The following is a 19893-nucleotide window of genomic DNA, read 5'->3' on the forward strand; positions in this document are numbered from 1 at the left end:
CTAAGTGAGCCAACACGCATTACAATCTCTACTCGCCCCAAAATCTATGGTGGTACTCACTGGCGACGATCCCCACGACCCGCTTATGTTGGCATTATTAAGCTCGTTAACTTCTGCTCAAAAATCTTGCCCTGTGTATTTAAAAGGTGTCCAGCCAGCTAAAGCGTTTCTCTTTCCATTGGTAGCGAGCTTAGTAGAATTAACCACTAGCCCAGACATAGCGGTATTGGTCGGCACTCACAACACTCAATCGATGGAAGACATTATTGCTGACTGTAGCGCAGCGGGTATTGGCTCATTATTAATGCTCTCTTGGACAGGCGATAGTCAAGAATCTCTGATTAACGCGCTGCGCAAACACCATGTACGTTTGCTTGGCCCAAATAGTTTTGGGATTTGTCGCCCGAAACAAGGCGTGTTTGCTTGGCTTGGCTTAACCCAGCCGTTACCGGGACGCTTAGCATTAATGTCGCAATCTGGCACGGTCGCCAGTGCGCTTGTGGATTGGGCAACATGGCAAGGCATAGGGTTTTCCCAAGTGGTTTCTATGGGATCACCTGTGGATGTGATGCCATCGCAAGTCTTAGATTATTTATCTAATGACTTCGACAGTCAGGCTATTTTAATGTATTTGCAAAAAATTGGTCGCCCGACACGTTTCCTCAGTAGCTTGCGTGCTACAGGGCGAAGCAAACCTGTGGCCGTTGTCACCGAACATTCTGTCGGTGCCGATGAACGAGTACTCGACGCCGCACTCAGCCGAACCGGTGCGGTACGTGGTCGACGCTTGAATGATTTAATCGCAGCAGCCTCGGTAATGACCAACGCCCGTCGGGTCAAAGATGGCTCATTGTTAATCATAGGGAACGGTGCTGGACCGGGCGAACTCGCAGCACAACGCGCGATGGAACTTGGTATTGATTTGCTCACGCCTGAAGGCGAGTTACACAGTAGATTGGAATCCACCATGGCGGGTCGTGGTGGCATTGGCCCGGTGACAACGGTTTGGGCAAGTTGCGCGACAGATCTCTTTATTGATCTTGCTGCGGATGCCTTGCACAGTGAAGATTGTGGTGCGGTATTACTGACACTAAGCCCAACCGCGCTCATCGACATAGACTCCCTTTATGATCTCATTATCCAGTTGCATCGAACACAGAAAAAGCTCGTTATGGTATGTTTGCTTGGTGGCGGCAATATGACCAACATGCGTACGCGTATTAATGAAGCTGGCATTCCAACCTTCCGTACCCCAGAAACAGCTATTGAGGGCTTTCAGTTTTTGGTGCAATTCCAACGCAATCAATTACTCGCCAAGCAATCGCCTGACAGTCATGCTTTTCGTTTTAAAATTGATGTTTCAGAAGCAACCAAAACGCTGAATCGCCTTTTTAAAAAAGAACGTAAACAAGAGCTCGAACAGGTTGAAAAAACGCCTCATACGGATTCATTACGAGATATTTTTGAGCTGTTTCATATTCGCTTAATTACTCGTCGTCAGGCTTCAAATCAATTGCCTGCACCAATCCATCTTCGAGTATTTCAGGATAAAGTATTTGGCCCAGCTATTGGCTTGTCGCTGGAAGGTGCTCAGCAACATAATCAAGCTGAAGCCGTGGCCTTACCACCTCTCAATACCATCTTGGCGAAAGATTTAATTCAACGCGCCTTTCCCGGTGAAGAGTCATTTGAGCTAGAAAGCTTGCTGCGCAACTTATCTTCGATGGTGTGTGAATTACCTGAAATTGAAAGCTTAGAAATGGCCGATGTGAGACTTCATGATAGTGGCAGTGTGTACGCTGACGTCACAGCTAACCTTCGTCTGTGCAAAAATTGGCGTCGTTATGAACATCTCGCCATTCACCCATACCCAAGACAATGGGTATCGGAGCGAGCATTAAAAAATAGGGAAATCGCCACCGTTAGACCTGTTTTACCGAGAGATTCAGGCATTTTAGCCGATTTTGTTCGAAGCATGTCTCATGAGACTCGCTACTTTCGCTTTATCTCCAATATCGAAGAACTGACACCGCGCATGCTCGCCAGCATGTCCCACATCGACTACGACCGAGAAATGGCCCTGCTCGCGGTGATTCAGCGGGATGACCAAGATTTATTGATCGGCACCGCACGATACATAGATAATTTCGACGATCAAAGCTGTGAATTTGCCGTAGTATTAGGGGATGAATTCCAAGGGTTAGGCTTAGCGTCCTATCTAATGCGGCAACTGATGCAAGTCGCCGCAGACAAGGGAATTAGAGTAATGAAGGGCATCGTTTTGGCCGAAAACAAGCGCATGATAGAGTTCTGCCGACATTTAGGCTTTACTATTCAACGCGACCCTGAGGATTTTGGTCAAGTGATCGCCAGCATTAAACTAACGCCCAGCTTGCTTGAAAAGTGTCGAGGTGCTTCCTAACTAGTTCAAGACCTCAATTTCAACTTCTATAACACCTGAGCGAGTATTACCGATGCGCTGAAAAGCCGACTTACTAAGGTCAATAATGCGACCACGAACAAAGGGCCCGCGGTCATTAACTCGCACTACAACACTTTTGCCATTGTCGACGTTGGTGACCTTTACTTTAGAGCTAAAAGGCAATCGCTTATGAGCCGCCGTCATGGCTTTTTGATTAAATAATTCTCCGCTGGCGGTTTTACGTCCTTGATACTTCATAGCGTAATAACTGGCTTCGCCGCTTTCTTCGAATCCCACTGCATCGGAGCGACTGATTGGGCCGCTGGCACATGCGGTTAAAACAAGAGATAAGATTACCCAACATAAGATACTAATTTTTCGCATGGTGTTTGCTTTTCCTTTAAGTCACTTTGATTTTCAGCGGCTGCGCTCTTAGTCTCATAGTAACAGATACGTCAACCTAGCAAACTCAGCCTAACGAAACATTAGTCAGCGTCTTGTCAGGTTTTTGGCGTATCTTCCTATTCTTTGCCTTAATGCTCACAGTAATTCCCAACATGGCAATACACCAACATAAGTTGCAGGTATGGTTAACATCACCAGAGATGCCAATAATGCCAGCTCATTTAGGGTATGCTTCACGCCATTAAACCCTCTGATTTTTTCGACAGATATACATGACTTCACGCTTTTTAGTACTTTATAAAAAACCTGCTCATTGGCCAAGATCGTGGCGATTAACTGTTTTATTAGCCGTGTCTTTTGTTTTGGTGGTGTGTTTTGAATACGCAAATTTACCTGCGGCGCTTCTGCTTGGGCCTATGATTACAGCGATTATTTTAGCCACCTGCGGGGCTGGAATGACATTGCCCAAACCGATGTTTTTATTGGCTCAAGGCATTTTGGGCATGATGATAGCGAACAGTCTGCCACTAACGGCCTTTGCGAAAATCTCTATGGAATGGCCATTATTTTTAATCGGTACCGTCTCGACGATTATCGCGTCTAGCTTTTTGGGCTGGTTACTCACTCGTAGCGGATTATTGCCCGGCACCACTGCTATCTGGGGCTCCTCACCTGGCGCAGCATCTGCAATGACGATTATGTCCGAATTTTATGGAGCAGACATGCGACTGGTCGCTTTTATGCAATATTTGCGTGTAGCTTGTTGCGCTATCGCAGCAACCGTTGTTGCGGCGGTATTTCACGTCGATGGTGTTGCTGCGGAACCGATTGATTGGCTGGGTGTCTCGTCATGGTCTGGTTTTGCTATTACGTTCACCGTTATCTTGGTAGTAAGTGTTGTTGGTGCAAAACTTCGTCTACCAAGCGGGCCCTTACTACTTTCTCTTGCCGTAGGCTTGGTGATCAAGTTCTCCGGTGTTTTAGCAATTGTTCTCCCCCATTGGTGCTTGGCAATTAGCTTTGCAATGTTAGGTTGGGGAATTGGCTTTCGCTTCACGCGGCAAGTATTGCAGCACGCTTGGCATGTATTTCCTCATGTACTCGCTGCGATTCTAGCGCTAATTGCGATCAATGCTTGTTTGGCCATGCTTTTGATCTACTTTGCTGATATCGATCCTCTAACGGCTTTTCTCGCCACTAGCCCCGGTGGTGCAGACTCAGTTGCTATCATTGCGGCATCGACTAGCGCCGATGTGTCTTTTGTAATGGCCATGCAGGTAGCGAGATTTCTGCTGGTACTGATTGCTGGACCAGTGCTTGCTCGCTGGCTTTCAACGAATAAGACCACTTGAAGAATTACATGAGTGAAAAGCTTATTTAAACGAAAAAACCACCCGAAGGTGGTTTTTAAAAACAAAACTCTAATGTCAGCCAGCTTGCAGATCAAGGTTTTCTGGACCAAATGAGAACGGCAATAGCTCATTCATAGTCAGAGATTTTCTCACCCCGTCTTCGCCACAAATATGAATCATGGTATCTGCAGAAGAAAACTCACGAATCTTTTGACGACATCCACCACAAGGCGTTACCAACTCCTCACCTTTACCTATTACATAGATGTCTTTAATTAGTGTGTCACCGCCCAATACCATAGAAGCTATAGCACCCGCTTCGGCACAGGTTCCTTCTGGAAATGCGGCATTTTCCACATTGCAACCAGAATAAAGCTTACCATTGGCCGTTAAAATCGCGGCTCCCACATGAAAGCGAGAATAAGGCACATAAGCTTTATTCATCGCGCTTTGAGCAAGTTCAAAAAGCTCAGTGCTTTGCTCTATGTTAGACATACTAAGCTCGCTCTTTTACGTATGGGCGACCAATCGCTTTTGGCCCAATCGCTTTGCCAATGAAGCCTGCTAATAACAATACCGTTAATACGTAAGGCAATACTTCGATTGCCTGTACTGGCACTTCGCCAATACCTGGAATCACAACGCCCTGCATACGAACTGCGACCGCATCTAAGAAACCAAACAGCAAACAAGCCAGCAATACAGGAACGGGACGCCACTTACCAAAAATAAGCGCCGCCAATGCCATGTAACCTTTACCCGCACTCATATCCTTCAAGAAGCCAGCGTTGTGGGCAGTAGACAAATACGCGCCAGCAAGGCCGCATAAAATGCCACAAATAATCAAGGCGCGATAACGAATTAAAGAGACAGAAATACCTGCAGTATCTACTGCATGAGGATTCTCACCCACCGCACGAAGACGCAAGCCAAAGCGCGTTTTATAAATCACCCAATAGGTCACAGGTACCATAGCGAAGGCCAAGTAAACCAAGATATTGTGACCACTCAGCAAGTTCGAATATATTGCGCCAATCACGGGCACACTCTCCATTGCATCGGCAAATGGGAAAGTAATGTCTAAGAAGCGCGCATCGCCGACGAGTGCTGGCGTTTGTCCACCCATACCAAACCAATACATGGATAAGGTAACCGTCAAACCCGCCACAATAGTATTAATCGCTACACCAGAAACGATATGATCGCCTCGGTGAGTAATACAGGCAAAACCGTGAATCATCGCTAGACCAACAGAAGCTAATATACCAAAGCACAAACCGACCCAAGCCGATCCGAACACAGACGCTGCCGCTGCCGCTGCAAAGGCGCTCCCTAAAATTTTACCTTCTAGACCAATATCAACAATGCCCGCACGCTCAGAATATAAACCCGCTAGCGCAGCAAAAATAAGTGGAGTAGATACGCGCATCGTCGCGTCTAACATGAGTATCAATGTTTCAAACATAGTGTTCCCCTACGCGACCGCTCTGCGAATAAAAAAGCCTTCGATACGATCTTTGAACATATGCTCAAGCGCACCAGAGAATAGAATTACCAAACCTTGAATAGCAATGACAATTTCAGGCGTAATGGTTGGAATTTCAAATGCTAACTCAGCACCACCTTGGTACAAGGCACCAAATAGGATAGCGGCCAAAATAATACCTATTGGATGATTACGCCCCATCAAGGCCACCGCAATACCAGCAAAGCCATAACCCGCAGTAAAATTAAGCAATAAGTTATGGTTCACACCCATTATTTCGTTAAGGCCAACAAAACCAGCTAATCCACCAGAGATCAACATCGCCCAAATAGTCACTTTCGCGGTATCAATACCGGCATAACGCGCCGCCGTAGGGTTAGTTCCTAGCGTACGCAGCTGATAACCCCAGCGCGTGTGCCAAATTAACCCCCAAACAAACACACAACACAACAAAGCCCAAATAAAAGTAAGGTTTAGTGGGGAATCACCAATATCAATACCCAAAGGAGAAAGCAGTTCATGTAAGTAAGGCAACCAAGCATTTTCTTCAAACGTTCGGCTATTTGGTGCCATACGACCATCTTCTTTTAACCAATTTACGATCAGGTAAACCATCAAAGAAGAGGCAATAAAGTTAAACATGATGGTCGTGATAACGATGTGACTACCACGACGAGCTTGTAAGTAAGCTGGAATGTATGCCCATGCTGCACCAAAAATAGCTGCACCAACAATCGCCAAAGGCGCGATCACATAAAACGGCATGCTATGATCCAGTGACAGGCAGACCAAGCCGACACCTAAACCACCAATATAAGCTTGCCCTTCACCACCGATATTGAATAAACCACCTTTAAAAGCAACAGACACAGCTAACCCGGTAAAAATAAGGTTAGTGGCATAATACAGCGTGTAACCAATACCCTCATCGTAACCAAAAGCACCGTATATAAGATAACCGGCTGCTTCAATTGGGTTCTCGCCAATAGCAAGAATCACCAATCCCGACACTAAAAAGGCCAACATAATATTTAGCGCAGGGATAAGAGCAATATTTACCCAAGTAGGAACTTTCGCCTGACTCATGCGGATTCCCCTTCTTGCTCTTCGTCTTCCTGTTCTTTTTGATGGGCATTAGCCATCATCAGGCCAAGGGTTCGTTCATCGGCATCTTTTGCATCAAGCTCACCGACAACCGCACCATCAAACATCACAATGATGCGATCACTCAGTGCCATAATTTCATCCAATTCAACGGACACAAGTAAAATGGCTTTACCTGAGTCTCTTAGTTTAACAATTTGTTCGTGAATATTTTCAATTGCGCCTATGTCAACGCCACGAGTTGGCTGACCAATCAGCAACACTTCAGGGTTTTGCTCAACTTCACGGGCAATCACAATTTTCTGCTGATTACCGCCAGAAAAGTTTGCCGTTTTCAAATGAGGGTTCGGTGGACGCACATCCCAAGCCGCCATACGCTCATTGCATTCATCAAGCATGGCCTTGCGATTCATTAGGACTTTGCCGTTATAGTCTGGGGAATTATGGTAGCCAAGCACAGCCGCTTCATAAGCTTCAAAGCCCGTCACCAGCCCCATTTTATGGCGATCTTCAGGTACGTGGGCCATCTTCAAATCACGCATTTGCGCCGCATCTTTTGGCGCTTTCGCAGTGATAACTTGTCCTGCAAAATGAACCTCGCCTTCGCTCATCGGTGCAATACCAGATAAAACGTTCAACAACTCACTCTGCCCATTACCAGACACGCCCGCAATCCCCAGAATTTCACCAGCCCTTAACTCTAAGCTCACATCCTTAAGACGTTTCACACCTTGGCTGTCAAACTGCGACAAGTCCCGTGCTGATAACAGCACTTCGCTTGGCTGAGCATCATCTTTATCGACTGTTAAGCGAACCTTTTTCCCCACCATCAATTCAGCAAGATCTTCCTTACTAGTATGAGTAGTTTCTCGATGGGCAACCATTTCACCTTGGCGCATCACCGATACATTATCGGTGGAAGCCATGATTTCACGCAGTTTATGAGTGATTAATAATACCGTAACACCCTGATCTTTTAAGGCCTTAAGAATACGAAATAAATGATCGGCCTCTTGCGGAGTCAGTACGCCTGTTGGTTCATCTAAAATAAGAATACGCGCGCCGCGATACAGGGCTTTTAATATCTCAACTCGTTGCTGTAAACCAACCGGAAGTTCTTCTACGATTGCATCTACATCAATATCTAAACTGTATTCTTGAGCCAAGCGTTGTAATTCTACGCGTGCAGCACCGATACCATTCTTTAGTACCGCACCACCTTCTGCACCTAGAATAACGTTTTCAAGAACACTAAAATTTTCCACTAACATGAAATGCTGATGCACCATGCCTATGCCAGCATTGATGGCATCCTGAGAGCTACGAATATCAACGCGCTTACCATCGACTTCAATATGACCTGTATCGGCTTCATAAAAACCATAGATGATACTCATCAAAGTGGATTTTCCCGCGCCGTTTTCACCGATAATTCCGTGAATCGTGCCCGCTGGAACTTGTAAGCAAATGTCTTTATTGGCCTGAACCGCACCAAAACGTTTACTGATGTCTCGCAATTCAATTGCGTATGGCATTGTTTTATTCGTCATATCTAAAAGTAATTCATCTGCTTAAATGGAACACACTAGAATAAAAAAAACAGCTACCTACTCAACGCAGGCAACTGTTTTATGCTGTAACTTAGTAGTTACAGGTATTATCTGACATATAGTCATGAACCTTAATTTCACCACTTACGATTTTCGTACGAATGGCTTTAATTTTCGTTTTCATGTCAGCTGTAATTAAGCTCGCATTGTTGTCATCTAGCGCCCAATCAACACCACCTTCAGCCAAACCTAGAACAACCATTCCTGGCTTCCAAGTTCCTGCAGCGGCATCTTTATACGTTTTGTAAGCCGCTTGATCTACTCGTTTAACCATAGAGGTCAGCATCGTACCTGGTTGGATATGGTTTTGGTTTGAATCTACACCAATCGCCAATTTACCATCATCTTTTGCGGCCTGATACACACCGATACCTGTGCCACCTGCCGCCGCGAAGACGACATCTGAACCTTTAGAGAACTGGCTTTTTGCCAATTCGGATCCTTTAGTTGGGTCGTTAAAAGCCGCGCCTGTGGAACCCGTCATATTCTGTAAAATTGTTGCGCTAGAGGACTGGTATTTAACACCCTGCTCATAACCACAAGCAAACTTGCGAATCAGAGGAATATCCATACCACCAACAAAGCTTACCGTATCGGTTTTAGAGGCCATAGCCGCCAAAGCACCAACTAAGAAAGAACCTTCCTGCTCTTTAAAAACAACAGATTGAACGTTTGGAAGATCGATAACACCATCAATAATAGTGAAGTTGACTTCTGGGAAGTCTTTAGCCACTTTCTCAACAGCAGACGTCATGTTGAAACCAACAGTAACGATAGGAGAATAACCACGTTTTGCAAGGCGACGTAAGCCTTGCTCTACCTGAGCTTCATTCTTAGGCTCAAATTCACGAACCTTAATACCTGTCTCAGCCGTGTATTCTTTCACGCCATTGTAGACGCCTTCGTTAAAAGACTTATCGAATTTGCCTGCTTGGTCATACACAACCGCAGGCTCTGTTGCAGCGTGAGCTATGGTTGATGAGATAGCAAGCGCTGTAACGGACGCTAGAAAGACAGCTTTCATTCCAATTCCTCTTATATATGTAATGTAATCTAGGCTTTATTATAAACTCTGCCTAACTGGTCAAAAATAAACCGATTAGCGGAATACCGCAATGTAATCTGCACATTTTAAGCAATATTTTTACTCATATTGGCAATAAAAATAACTTTATCTATGCCGATTTGGTCAGCTCTTGGATTCACACTGACTAAACAGCAATTCTTGTGCCGCCATTCTCATGTTGAAAATACGCCACGCTCAAGATTGGCATTTTGAACAAAAAACCGTACTACGCTGAGCCTGACGAACTTCCTTCAGTGTTGTACCACATGCGACACACGCCTTATTCGCTCTACCGTAAACGGCCAATTCCTGTTTGAAATAACCAGGTTTTCCGTCACCACCAACAAAATCTTTTAATGTTGTACCGCCCTGTTTAATAGCCGCTGCTAGCACCAATTTAATGCACTCTACCAAGCGAGCCAAACGAGCTTTACTTATTTTTCCTGCCAAACGATCAGGGCGAATGCCAGCTTTAAACAGTGCTTCATTCGCATAAATATTCCCCACACCGACAACAACTTTGCTGTCCATGATGAAGGTCTTAATTGGCACCTTGCGTCCCTTCGCCCGAACATACAGCATATCGGCATTAAAAAGCTCTGACAGCGGCTCTGGACCTAAATGCTTAATAAGCTCATGCTCGTTCCAGTCTTCTACTGTCCACAGGATAGCACCAAATCGGCGCGGATCAGTGTACCTCAGCCACACATCACCATCGGCAAAACAAAAATCCACATGATCATGAAACAGCGGCGGCGTCTCAGCTGGCACGAAATATAAGCTTCCAGACATTCCTAGATGAACAATCAAAGTACCTTTTAAGGTATGAATACCAATGTATTTGCCACGACGAGAAAGATGAGTAATTTCCTCACCTACCATTTCTGAGCTTAGCTCAGGCGTGATTAACCAGCGTAGCTTTGGCTGGCGAATATCGACCCTAGCAAGAGTGCGCCCCACTAATTTGGGTTCGATGCCACGTAACGTGGTTTCTACTTCTGGTAATTCAGGCATGGTTCACCTCAATGATGACTAAATACATACAGACAATACTGAGTAAAAAAATAAAGTGCAGCTACTAATTGCCGCAGAAAACATTGACCAAATGAACAACTAGCTTCTACTAGATACAAAAAAACCGACTCAATGAGTCGGTTCCTTTTGACAAAAAGCAAAAATTATTTAATTTTCGCTTCTTTGTACATAACGTGCTTACGTACAACTGGATCAAACTTTTTCATTTCAAGTTTGTCCGGAGTATTTCGCTTGTTCTTGTCAGTTGTGTAAAAGTGACCAGTACCAGCAGAAGATACCATGCGAATTAGATCGCGAGCGCCTTTAGAAGCCATGATTCAGATCCTTATACTTTTTCGCCGTTAGCGCGCATTTCAACAAGAACTGTTTCAATGCCCTTTTTATCGATAATACGCATACCTTTAGAAGATACACGTAAACGGATGTAACGGTTTTCACCTTCGACCCAAAAACGGTGCCAATGAAGGTTAGGAAGAAAACGACGCTTAGTACGGCGTTTTGAGTGAGAAACGTTATTACCTGTAATAGGACGTTTCCCAGTAACTTGACATACGCGAGACATAATTAAATACCTTTTGCTATCCAGAAAGATTATTGGAAGTGTTTCACTTCCTCAGGCGGAGCATGATTCCTTATGAATCAAAAAAATCCCATACCGAGGATATAGCGGCGCGCATTTTCCCATAAGCCAACCCATTGAGCAATTCTTTTGTTAAAAAAATGATCAACCCAACAAAATCACATCCATCTTAACTATGCTTTTGCAGGCAATCTTTTTCTAAAAGATTGCACTTTCATCAACCCCAACGCAAATAACATCCCTAAGACAACACATATAATTCCCGTCACCTCAATCCAAGTAACCACTTCATGCAGAATAATAACACCTAAGCAAAGTGCAAAAGGAGGCACAAGTGCCGCGAACACAGCCCCTTTCGCAGCACCTAAAAGAGAAACACTTTTGGAATAACTATACAGAGCAAAAATCGCCACTAATACCCCTTGAAAAGCTCCTTGTACCAACAGCGTAGAGATAGATAAATGCGTAAATAAGGCATCCTGATTAACAACATAAAGAGGCAAACAAACCAAACCAGACACCACTGAAACCATCGCCGTTGCAACCCACGCCTTCAGCCCCCAATATTTACTAAACAAAGTAAAACTAGCCCACAATGCACCACATCCTACAAACATTAAGTCCCCTAAAGCAACTTGAGCGTCCATTCGGCCAAAATTACTCAAACCTACAAACAACACCCCCAAGATAATCATCAAAACACCAATTAAGCGCTGACGAGTTAAGGTTTCCGACAACAAAAATACACTACCCATTGTCGAAAAAACCAACATACAACTCGGCGCAATAATCCCAAAGTGCGCACTAGACGAAAGAGCTATTCCTTCCATCGCCAACCAAACATAGGGCATTCCGGCTCCAATAGCCAAAATAAGCCCCTTAGTACAAAGCAACCGCAATGAAACCGAGCAATAAAATAAAACAGGCAATAAGATCACACCTGAAAAACCAAAGCGTAAAATGGTAATCTCTATAGAAGTAATATTTTGTATTTGTGCCAATTTCGATATTACAGGCCAGCTACCCCAAATTAATGACGCAACCAACCCCGTGCATACCCCCAAAATAATATCTTTCGTTTTAATTTCCATCACACCACTCCTCATTGGTTTTTCTCCATTTTAAGTGCACACTGAAACCAACACGCTGCTAAACACACAAAAAATTAGCGTATTAGCTGCATATATTTTAATTTTTTGAGGATTTTCTGCGCATGGATTCTTTTGACTATCAAATTTTGAAAATAATACAAAATAACAACCGCCAAACGACTGAGGACATAGGACTACAAATAGGACTCTCTGCTACGGCCGTACAAAGAAGGCTAAAAGCGTTAAGACAATCCGGTGTGATAGAAAAAGAAATAGCCATACTTAATCCCTCTGAATTAAGTGGTCACATATTAGTAATTGTTGAAGTCGTATTAGTGCAAGACGGGACCTCAGCCATCAACAACTTCAAAAAGAAGACAAAAAACTACCCAGAAGTGCAGCAATCTTATTATGTTGCAGGCAAGAATGATTTCATTTTAGTTATTGCAGCCAAAAGCATGCATAGATACGACATCATCACACAAGAGCTGTTTTTAGATGATGAAAGCATCCTTAAATTTCATTCAAATGTTGTGATGGCCAATGTCAAAGTTGGTTTAGATATACCTCTTCCATAAAAACGGTCACGCCAACCTCTTTACTAACAACGAATTCAGAAGACACTTGTAACTTTCCTTATATGAGCTTGAGATTAAGGCTCAATTCAAATTAAATTTATTCTCTAAAATATTGATATATTACATTTTCTAACAGCCCCGATATTCTATTTGCTACTAATCACGAGGAAAGTGCAGCTCGACTGAATAATAGTCGCAACAACATGACCCACAGCCTTTACCACTAGTAGGTTTTATAAGTCGGGAAGCTATAAAAGGCTCTGCGTAGCTGCCGTTTAGCTAAGGTGCTTTTTCCAAGCATTACAAACGAAGTCATAGGTAAAAGTATCAACCTTAGTAAGCTTCTTCTTTACTATGCCGAACTCGTACTATAACAACTCGATTCAATTTTTCCTGTCGATAACGGATGACGTATTCGCCTGCACCGAAAGCCAAGATCAAATCTCTATAATCAACAAGGTCTTCCACTGGCACACCCGCTTCAGGACTTTCTTGTAGAAGGTTCACACCTTCCATAATTCGTTTGGCAGCACGCTGTGCCGATCGAGGGTTTTCTGATTTGATAAAGTTTCTAAGACGAAAAACATCTCTAGATGCACTCGGTAACCAGACTATTTCACAGGGCATGTTTTCTCCTGATTACTTCCCCAAGATTCTAGCCATTCAGTCATAGTGTCATTACTTATCGCGCCCCCTGTTTCTTGGTACTCTTCCCAACGCGCCATTGTCAGCTCATTTTCGCGCTGCTTGCGCTCTTCCTCTTCTATATAGCGCGTTAATGCTTCTTTGGCCAAAAAGCTTTTGGAACGCTGAGTCTTTGCAGCCAAAGCACTTAAACGACTTTCAAGCTGCTTGTCTAATCGAACTCCTAACATAAGATCACCTGTTCGCGATTGTTGTACACTATTTAACAACGATAGCACAACACTCTTCCCGACCTCCATTTTTCTTCTTCGTGTGTTTGTTCGAAATACAGTGACTTGAAAGTGCATTTAAAGCGAATAAAGCAACCAAATAAGCTCCTTAACCTAGGTCAAAACAAACCTACACCAACCCTCTTTCTGCCAAGGACACAGGCGATCCATCGCCAACCACAAAGTGATCGAGCAATCGCACATCAACAAGATCTAGCGCGCGTTTGATTTTATCGGTAATACTGATATCAGCCTGACTAGGCTCGGCTACGCCACTTGGGTGATTATGGGCGAGGATTACCGCAGCGGCATTATATTGTAGTGCTGCCTTCACAACTTCACGAGGATAAACCGCGGCGGCATCGATAGTGCCCATAAAAAGCTCTTGGTAGCGGATCAATCTATGTTGGGTATCTAAGAAAAGCACCGCGAAAACTTCTCGCGGAGAGTGACGTAGCTGGGAAGAAAGGTAAGTTCTAACATGTTCCGCGCTGGTAAACACGGTTTCGCGCATTAGCTGCTCTTGCAGATGGCGCTTGGACATTTCCAGTACAGCTTGCAGTTGAGTATATTTTGCATCACCTAAGCCAAAGCCTTGGCAAAACTCTTCACGGCTCGCTGACAACAAAGAACGCAAACCACCAAACTGAATCAGCACTTGCCGAGCTAGCTCGACGGCGCTGATGCCTTGAGTTCCCGTACGAAGAAAAATTGCTAACAGTTCGGAGTCACTTAATGCACCTGCACCTTGCTGAATTAATTTTTCACGCGGCCTTTCTTGTTCCGGCCAATGCTTAATACTCATGATCTACTCCTTGATACATGATAATCTTGCTCTAATTTAGACAAGCAAATGGTAGCGGCGATGTCACATTCACCGCAGAAGGCTTCCTGCCTTACTTGCTAACCTTATCTACCACAGATCGAATTGAGAAGTTTTTTATGTCAAATCTCGTTCAAAAACGCATTTTATTAGGTATTACAGGCGGCATCGCAGCCTATAAAAGCATCGAGTTAATTCGTTTATTAACCAAAGCCGGTGCAGAAGTCCAAGTCGTTTTAACCGAAGGAGCAAAGGCCTTTGTGACTGAGATGACACTCCAAGCGATTTCCGGCCACACTGTTCGTAGCACCTTATTAGATCCAAATGCCGAAGCGGGTATGGGACACATTGAACTGGCTAAGTGGGCCGACTTAATCGTCATTGTACCTGCTTCTGCTGATTTTATGGCGCGTTATGCACAAGGTATGGCAAACGACTTATTAAGCACCTTGTGTTTAGCCACAGAGTCACCTGTCTTGCTTGCCCCTGCAATGAACCAAGCCATGTGGCGTCACCCTGCAACACAAGCCAATGCGAACTTGCTCAATAAGCGAGGCGTTTTAAACATTGGACCTGCCGATGGTGCGCAAGCCTGTGGTGATATCGGGCCTGGTCGCATGAGCGAGCCGAATGATATTTTTGATGCTGTTATTACGCATTTCCAAAGTTCGCCTATTAAACAAGATCTCACTGGTCAGCACTGGGTCATTACCGCAGGCCCGACGATGGAAGCCATCGACCCCGTTCGCTATATCAGTAATCACAGCTCAGGAAAAATGGGTTACGCTCTTGCCAAAGCCGCGATTGCCCGTGGGGCGAAAGTCACGCTAATAAGTGGCCCCGTTCAGATACCATCACCAATAGGAGCGAATGTCATTGCAGTAAAAAGTGCTGACGAGATGCTAACCGCGTGCGAACAAAGCATGAGCACGCAAGCTGATGTCTTCATTGGAGCCGCTGCGGTTGCCGACTTCAAGATGAAAGCTGCCAGTGATCAAAAAATGAAGAAGCAATCTGATACAAATGAAGTCACCCTGACCTTAGTTAAAAATCCAGATATCATCGCCACACTCGCTCAACAATACTGTGCCAAAACCATGGTTGGCTTTGCTGCTGAAACACAAAATGTCATCGAATACGCGAAAAGCAAACTAGAGCGAAAAGGTCTGGATATTATTGTCGCCAATGATGTCTCGCGCACTGACATCGGTTTTAATCAAGATGAAAACCAAGTCACCGTGATCACAAAGGACAACACTTGGTCGCCAGATAAAGCCGCAAAAAGTGAACTAGCCAATCAACTCGTTGAGTTTATTCAGCAGCACATTAAGTCTGCGCCTTAAACCACATCATGCATCAAGAGAAAAAGAGAAGATAACAATGAAACAAGCTATTCAATTAAAAATCCTGAGCGACAAAATCGGCAAAGAGATCCCATTACCAACTTATGCAACAGAGGGCTCTGCTGGTTTGGACTTGCGTGCTTGTCTTGATCAAGCGATCGACCTTGCACCAGGAGAAACAACACTATTACCAACAGGGTTGTCTATTTACATCCAAGATCCGAATTTAGCGGCAACCATTTTGCCACGCTCTGGATTAGGCCATAAACATGGGATTGTATTAGGCAACTTAGTGGGTTTAATCGACTCTGATTACCAAGGCGAGCTAATGGTGTCTTGTTGGAACCGTGGCAACACAACATTTACCATTGAACCGGGTGAGCGTGTTGCGCAATTAGTTCTACTGCCCGTGGTTCAAGCTGAATTCAATATCGTAACCGAATTCGAAAGCACCGAACGCGGCGAAGGCGGCTTTGGTCACACAGGCACAAAATAAGCAAAAAACACTCAAAAAAGGTGAGATTAATTCACCTTTTTTGAGTTCGTTACCACATTCATTCACCCTTCTTTCGTCACACAAACAAAATTAACTTTCATAAGTCTAAACTTCGTAAGTTTCATACAAATTTCTATAGTTAATCCTTCAAGATCACGCTATTATTTCAAACCTAAGTGGTTGCTTACACTCGTTGCCAGCCTTAGCTGTCACCGTTTAGCCATACTTGGCAAGTATATTGTTTCATTGATAGAACAAGACACCTATCAAGTTTTTACCTTTTTTTGTGCGACCCATTTTTATTTACAGGAGTACATAATCCGTGGCTTTTTCTCGTGAGTCTGCTTTAGATGTTGCAAAGGTTTTAAGCGAATCGCTTCCTTACATTCAACGTTTTGCTGGTAAAACGCTGGTTATTAAATACGGCGGCAATGCCATGACAGATGAAAACCTACAAGCTGGGTTTGCACGCGATATTGTTTTAATGAAAGCCATTGGCATTAACCCTATTGTAGTTCATGGTGGCGGTCCGCAAATTGGCGACATGCTTGCTAAACTGAACATTGAATCAAAATTCATCAATGGTATGCGAGTGACCGATACGGCAACGATGGATGTGGTGGAAATGATCCTTGGCGGTCAAGTCAACAAAGAGATCGTTAACCTAATTTGTGAAGCTGGCGGTAAAGCCATTGGCATCACAGGTAAAGACAGCCGCTTTATTAAAGCGAAAAAGCTATTCGTCAAACACCAAGCGGAAGGCATGACCACACCGGAACAAGTGGATATTGGCCATGTTGGCGAAGTTGCCAGCATCGACACCAGCTTCCTAAAGTTCTTTGAAAACAGCGATCTGATTCCGGTTATTGCTCCAATCGGCGTTGATGATGAAGGAAACTCTTACAACATCAACGCCGATTTAGTTGCTGGTAAAGTAGCGGAAGCCGTTGGTGCAGAAAAGCTGATGCTGCTGACAAACATTTCAGGCGTACAAGACAAACAAGGTAATGTGCTAACAGGGTTAAGCACAGCGCAAGTTGATGCTTTGATTGCTGACGGTACTATTTACGGTGGTATGTTACCTAAGATTAGCTGTGCCCTATCCGCAGTAAATTCAGGTGTAACGAGCGCGCATATTATTGATGGCCGAGTCCCTCATGCTACTTTATTGGAGATATTTACCGACACGGGTGTTGGTACATTAATATCAAACACCAAGGATGAAGAATAAGAGCTTTCGCTTTTGTTGATATGATTTATAAACAACACTGGTTAGAAACTGGACATAAAAATGAGCAATAAGAAAAACGATCGTCGCACACAGATATTGCAAGCCCTTGCTCAAATGCTAGAAAGTAGCCCAGGTGCACGCATCACTACAGCGGCTTTGGCAAAGCAAGTTGGCGTATCTGAAGCCGCTTTGTATCGTCATTTTCCCAGTAAGGCCAAGATGTTTGAGGGCTTGATAGAGTTTATTGAAGAAAGCCTCTTCACTCGTATCAACCGAATTGTACAAGAAGAGAGCAATGTAATTACTCGAATAGAAATGATAGTCACATTAGTACTAGGGTTCGCCGAACAAAACCCTGGCATGTGTCGTTTACTAACGGCTGATGCCTTGGCTGGTGAAACTGAGCGTTTACGAGTTCGTATTACCCAAGTATTTGATCGTATTGAAACTCAGCTAAAACAAGTCATTCGTGAAGCAGATTTGAAACAGGGCTTACGACCAGCTATGGGAGTTACTCCTTGTGCGAATTTCCTAATTGCTATTATCGAAGGAAAAATACGCCATTACGTTCGTAGCGAGTTTAAAGTTAAGCCAATGGAAATTTGGTCAGAGCAATGGACAGTGTTGGCACAGAACTTGATGCTAAATCGCTAAGGCTTGAGGTAAAGTCTCAAACCTTAGCATTTGTATTAGCATTAAATGCCGTATTGCTGACGATATGCTTTAACGGCATCAAGGTGTTTAGCAAATTCAGGAGAATCCTGTTCTGCCAAATACGTCATGATGTCATTTAAAGATACGATACTAATAACAGGCATACCGAAGTCACGTTCGACTTCTTGGATAGCAGATAATTCACCTTGGCCTCGTTCTTGACGATCCAAGGCGATAAGAACACCAGCCGGAAGGGCGTTGGCTTGTTGAATAATAGCCATCACTTCTCGAATGGCGGTTCCCGCTGTAATAACGTCATCGATAATCATGACGTTACCTGCTAACGGAGCCCCTACTAGGGAACCGCCTTCACCGTGAGTTTTTGCTTCTTTACGGTTGAAAACGTATGGTGTGTCTACATTATGATGGTCATAGAGCGCAACAGCTGTGGTTGTTGCCAATGGAATGCCTTTATAGGCAGGGCCAAATAGAACATCAAATGGAACATTTGCTTCCATTAATGAGGTTGCGTAAAAGCGCCCTAGCTTAGCTAGCGCTTGGCCAGAACTAAATAAGCCAGCGTTAAAAAAGTACGGACTAACGCGACCTGATTTAAGCGTAAATTCGCCAAAACGTAGCACATTTTGCTCGATAGCGAATTCGATAAAGTCTCTTTGGTAAGGTTTCATGCCAACTCCAGAAAGATAGTAAATAATACACAACAAAGCGCCGCCAAGAACGAGCGAAGCCATGCCAACATTGGATAGGCGCTAATATAACACACGGCTAGGAATTGTAGGGACCAGAAATGAAGGTCATCAGCCTTAATGTAAACGGTATAAGACAAGCAGCAGAACGCGGCTTCTTTGAATGGATGGTTCGTCAGGACCCAGATGTTGTATGTCTACAAGACATACAGGCAGATGAACGCACACTAAATGATAGTGTGTTTTTTCCACCAGGGTACAACACATACTTCTTTGACTCGATGGACAATCCAGAACAAGCAGGTGTCGCTATCTATTGTAAAACCATGCCTAAAGCCATTATGACAGGTATGGGATTCCCTGAGTGCGACTTCGAAGGTCGCTTTATTCAAGCGGATTTCGATAAAGTAAGTATCGGCGCTTTCTTAACACCTCATGGTTCAAACCATGAGGAGGCGCTTCAAGAACACAAATACCGCTTTATGGAAGGTTTTAAGAACCACCTAATTAAAACTCGCCGTAAACGTCGTGAATTTATTTTCTGCGGAACCGCCAATGTTGCACGTTCACCGATTGATGTCAGCAGTTGGTTCGTCAATCAACGCAACTCTGGCTTCTTGCCAGAGGAACGTAAGTGGATAAATGAAATTTTCAATGAACTTGAATATATTGACGCCTTCCGACAAGTCAATAAACAAGACAAGCAATACACTTGGTGGCCTGATTATGAGCGTGCGTGGAAATTAGATGAAGGTGGTCGTTTAGACTATCAAATCACTACTCCAGGTATCAAAGGCCTAATTCAAGGTGGAACAATATATAAAGGCCAGCGCTTTTCAGATCATGCGCCATTAATCATGGAATACAATATTGATTAATTGTTACCTCATCCGAGATAACACAAATCTTTATTAAGATTCAAAAACCAAAAAAGCCCGCTTTGCATGACGTTTAATATTAAAACAGTCAGTGCCAGCGGGCTTTTTTATAAAGGAA

At 44.1% G+C, this 19893-nt stretch carries 22 protein-coding genes; 8 read left to right on the forward strand and 14 right to left on the reverse strand.

What is annotated here, in order from left to right:
- Nucleotides 1–4: 4 nt before the first annotated feature.
- Nucleotides 5–2422 (forward strand): bifunctional acetate--CoA ligase family protein/GNAT family N-acetyltransferase, encoded by a 2418-nt coding sequence (locus DFP80_RS14080; RefSeq protein ID WP_113917448.1) that lies wholly within the window; start codon nucleotides 5–7, stop codon nucleotides 2420–2422.
- Here the strand turns inward: DFP80_RS14080 and DFP80_RS14085 are convergent, their stop codons facing one another.
- On the reverse strand, nucleotides 2423–2806 hold the full coding sequence (locus DFP80_RS14085; protein ID WP_113917449.1) for a septal ring lytic transglycosylase RlpA family protein: 384 nt from the start codon (nucleotides 2804–2806) through the stop codon (nucleotides 2423–2425).
- 293 nt (nucleotides 2807–3099) lie between these two features.
- Here DFP80_RS14085 and DFP80_RS14090 point away from each other — a divergent pair, with 293 nt between their 5' ends.
- A complete protein-coding gene (locus DFP80_RS14090) occupies nucleotides 3100–4179 on the forward strand; it encodes an AbrB family transcriptional regulator (RefSeq protein WP_113917450.1) in 1080 nt (359 codons plus the stop codon).
- A 75-nt stretch (nucleotides 4180–4254) separates the two neighbouring features.
- Here DFP80_RS14090 and cdd read toward each other — a convergent pair whose 3' ends face one another.
- The 9 genes from cdd to DFP80_RS14135 form a co-directional block, all read right to left on the reverse strand.
- Nucleotides 4255–4674: a cytidine deaminase gene (gene cdd, locus DFP80_RS14095; RefSeq protein ID WP_113917451.1), complete on the reverse strand. Its 420-nt coding sequence runs from the start codon at nucleotides 4672–4674 to the stop codon at nucleotides 4255–4257.
- Nucleotide 4675: 1 nt separating this feature from the next.
- The gene (locus DFP80_RS14100; protein WP_113917452.1) at nucleotides 4676–5644 is read right to left on the reverse strand and encodes an ABC transporter permease; all 969 of its coding nucleotides are present in this window, start codon (nucleotides 5642–5644) and stop codon (nucleotides 4676–4678) included.
- 9 nt (nucleotides 5645–5653) lie between these two features.
- Complete coding sequence (locus DFP80_RS14105) at nucleotides 5654–6751, reverse strand: ABC transporter permease (protein ID WP_113917453.1); 1098 nt, start codon at nucleotides 6749–6751, stop codon at nucleotides 5654–5656.
- Complete coding sequence (locus DFP80_RS14110) at nucleotides 6748–8319, reverse strand: ABC transporter ATP-binding protein (RefSeq protein WP_113917454.1); 1572 nt, start codon at nucleotides 8317–8319, stop codon at nucleotides 6748–6750. Before DFP80_RS14110 ends, DFP80_RS14105 begins: the two co-directional genes overlap by 4 nt.
- Nucleotides 8320–8410: 91 nt before the next feature.
- Nucleotides 8411–9403 (reverse strand): BMP family lipoprotein, encoded by a 993-nt coding sequence (locus DFP80_RS14115; protein WP_113917455.1) that lies wholly within the window; start codon nucleotides 9401–9403, stop codon nucleotides 8411–8413.
- A gap of 237 nt (nucleotides 9404–9640) precedes the next feature.
- Complete coding sequence (gene mutM, locus DFP80_RS14120) at nucleotides 9641–10459, reverse strand: bifunctional DNA-formamidopyrimidine glycosylase/DNA-(apurinic or apyrimidinic site) lyase (protein WP_113917456.1); 819 nt, start codon at nucleotides 10457–10459, stop codon at nucleotides 9641–9643.
- Between the two features lie 164 nt (nucleotides 10460–10623).
- Nucleotides 10624–10794, reverse strand: coding sequence for a 50S ribosomal protein L33 (gene rpmG / locus DFP80_RS14125; RefSeq protein ID WP_011978459.1), 171 nt, complete (start codon nucleotides 10792–10794; stop codon nucleotides 10624–10626).
- Nucleotides 10795–10805: 11 nt separating this feature from the next.
- The gene (rpmB, locus tag DFP80_RS14130) at nucleotides 10806–11042 is read right to left on the reverse strand and encodes a 50S ribosomal protein L28 (RefSeq protein WP_024023742.1); all 237 of its coding nucleotides are present in this window, start codon (nucleotides 11040–11042) and stop codon (nucleotides 10806–10808) included.
- 191 nt (nucleotides 11043–11233) lie between these two features.
- Nucleotides 11234–12151, reverse strand: a complete 918-nt coding sequence (locus tag DFP80_RS14135; RefSeq protein ID WP_113917457.1) for a DMT family transporter — start codon at nucleotides 12149–12151, stop codon at nucleotides 11234–11236.
- A 122-nt stretch (nucleotides 12152–12273) separates the two neighbouring features.
- On the opposite strand from DFP80_RS14135, the gene DFP80_RS14140 reads away from it, so the two are divergent.
- Nucleotides 12274–12729, forward strand: a complete 456-nt coding sequence (locus tag DFP80_RS14140) for an Lrp/AsnC family transcriptional regulator (RefSeq protein WP_113917458.1) — start codon at nucleotides 12274–12276, stop codon at nucleotides 12727–12729.
- Nucleotides 12730–13062: 333 nt separating this feature from the next.
- On the opposite strand, the gene DFP80_RS14145 is transcribed toward DFP80_RS14140, so the two are convergent.
- From DFP80_RS14145 to radC, 3 genes are all read right to left on the reverse strand, one after another.
- The gene (locus DFP80_RS14145; RefSeq protein WP_113917459.1) at nucleotides 13063–13356 is read right to left on the reverse strand and encodes a type II toxin-antitoxin system RelE/ParE family toxin; all 294 of its coding nucleotides are present in this window, start codon (nucleotides 13354–13356) and stop codon (nucleotides 13063–13065) included.
- Nucleotides 13341–13604, reverse strand: a complete 264-nt coding sequence (locus tag DFP80_RS14150; RefSeq protein ID WP_113917549.1) for a CopG family ribbon-helix-helix protein — start codon at nucleotides 13602–13604, stop codon at nucleotides 13341–13343. The genes DFP80_RS14145 and DFP80_RS14150 overlap by 16 nt, the downstream gene beginning before the upstream one ends.
- A 169-nt stretch (nucleotides 13605–13773) precedes the next feature.
- Nucleotides 13774–14448 carry a RadC family protein gene (gene radC / locus DFP80_RS14155; RefSeq protein WP_113917460.1) on the reverse strand — a complete coding sequence of 225 codons (675 nt, stop codon included), beginning with the start codon at nucleotides 14446–14448 and terminating at the stop codon, nucleotides 13774–13776.
- Between the two features lie 137 nt (nucleotides 14449–14585).
- Here radC and coaBC point away from each other — a divergent pair, with 137 nt between their 5' ends.
- The 4 genes from coaBC (at nucleotide 14586) to slmA (ending at nucleotide 18190) form a co-directional block, all read left to right on the forward strand.
- Nucleotides 14586–15809, forward strand: coding sequence for a bifunctional phosphopantothenoylcysteine decarboxylase/phosphopantothenate--cysteine ligase CoaBC (gene coaBC / locus DFP80_RS14160; RefSeq protein WP_113917461.1), 1224 nt, complete (start codon nucleotides 14586–14588; stop codon nucleotides 15807–15809).
- 37 nt (nucleotides 15810–15846) lie between these two features.
- Entirely contained in the window at nucleotides 15847–16305 is a 459-nt protein-coding gene (dut, locus tag DFP80_RS14165) for a dUTP diphosphatase (protein ID WP_011978451.1), read from the forward strand.
- A gap of 322 nt (nucleotides 16306–16627) precedes the next feature.
- Nucleotides 16628–17536, forward strand: a complete 909-nt coding sequence (argB, locus tag DFP80_RS14170) for an acetylglutamate kinase (RefSeq protein ID WP_113917462.1) — start codon at nucleotides 16628–16630, stop codon at nucleotides 17534–17536.
- A 60-nt stretch (nucleotides 17537–17596) separates the two neighbouring features.
- Complete coding sequence (gene slmA / locus DFP80_RS14175; RefSeq protein ID WP_113917463.1) at nucleotides 17597–18190, forward strand: nucleoid occlusion factor SlmA; 594 nt, start codon at nucleotides 17597–17599, stop codon at nucleotides 18188–18190.
- Between the two features lie 41 nt (nucleotides 18191–18231).
- Here slmA and pyrE read toward each other — a convergent pair whose 3' ends face one another.
- On the reverse strand, nucleotides 18232–18879 hold the full coding sequence (pyrE, locus tag DFP80_RS14180; RefSeq protein WP_113917464.1) for an orotate phosphoribosyltransferase: 648 nt from the start codon (nucleotides 18877–18879) through the stop codon (nucleotides 18232–18234).
- Between the two features lie 119 nt (nucleotides 18880–18998).
- On the opposite strand from pyrE, the gene DFP80_RS14185 reads away from it, so the two are divergent.
- Entirely contained in the window at nucleotides 18999–19775 is a 777-nt protein-coding gene (locus DFP80_RS14185; RefSeq protein ID WP_113917465.1) for an exodeoxyribonuclease III, read from the forward strand.
- Nucleotides 19776–19893 lie beyond the last annotated feature (118 nt).

Origin of the sequence: Marinomonas rhizomae, assembly GCF_003315485.1 — a bacterium.
GTDB classification, from domain to species: Bacteria; Pseudomonadota; Gammaproteobacteria; order Pseudomonadales; family Marinomonadaceae; genus Marinomonas; species Marinomonas rhizomae.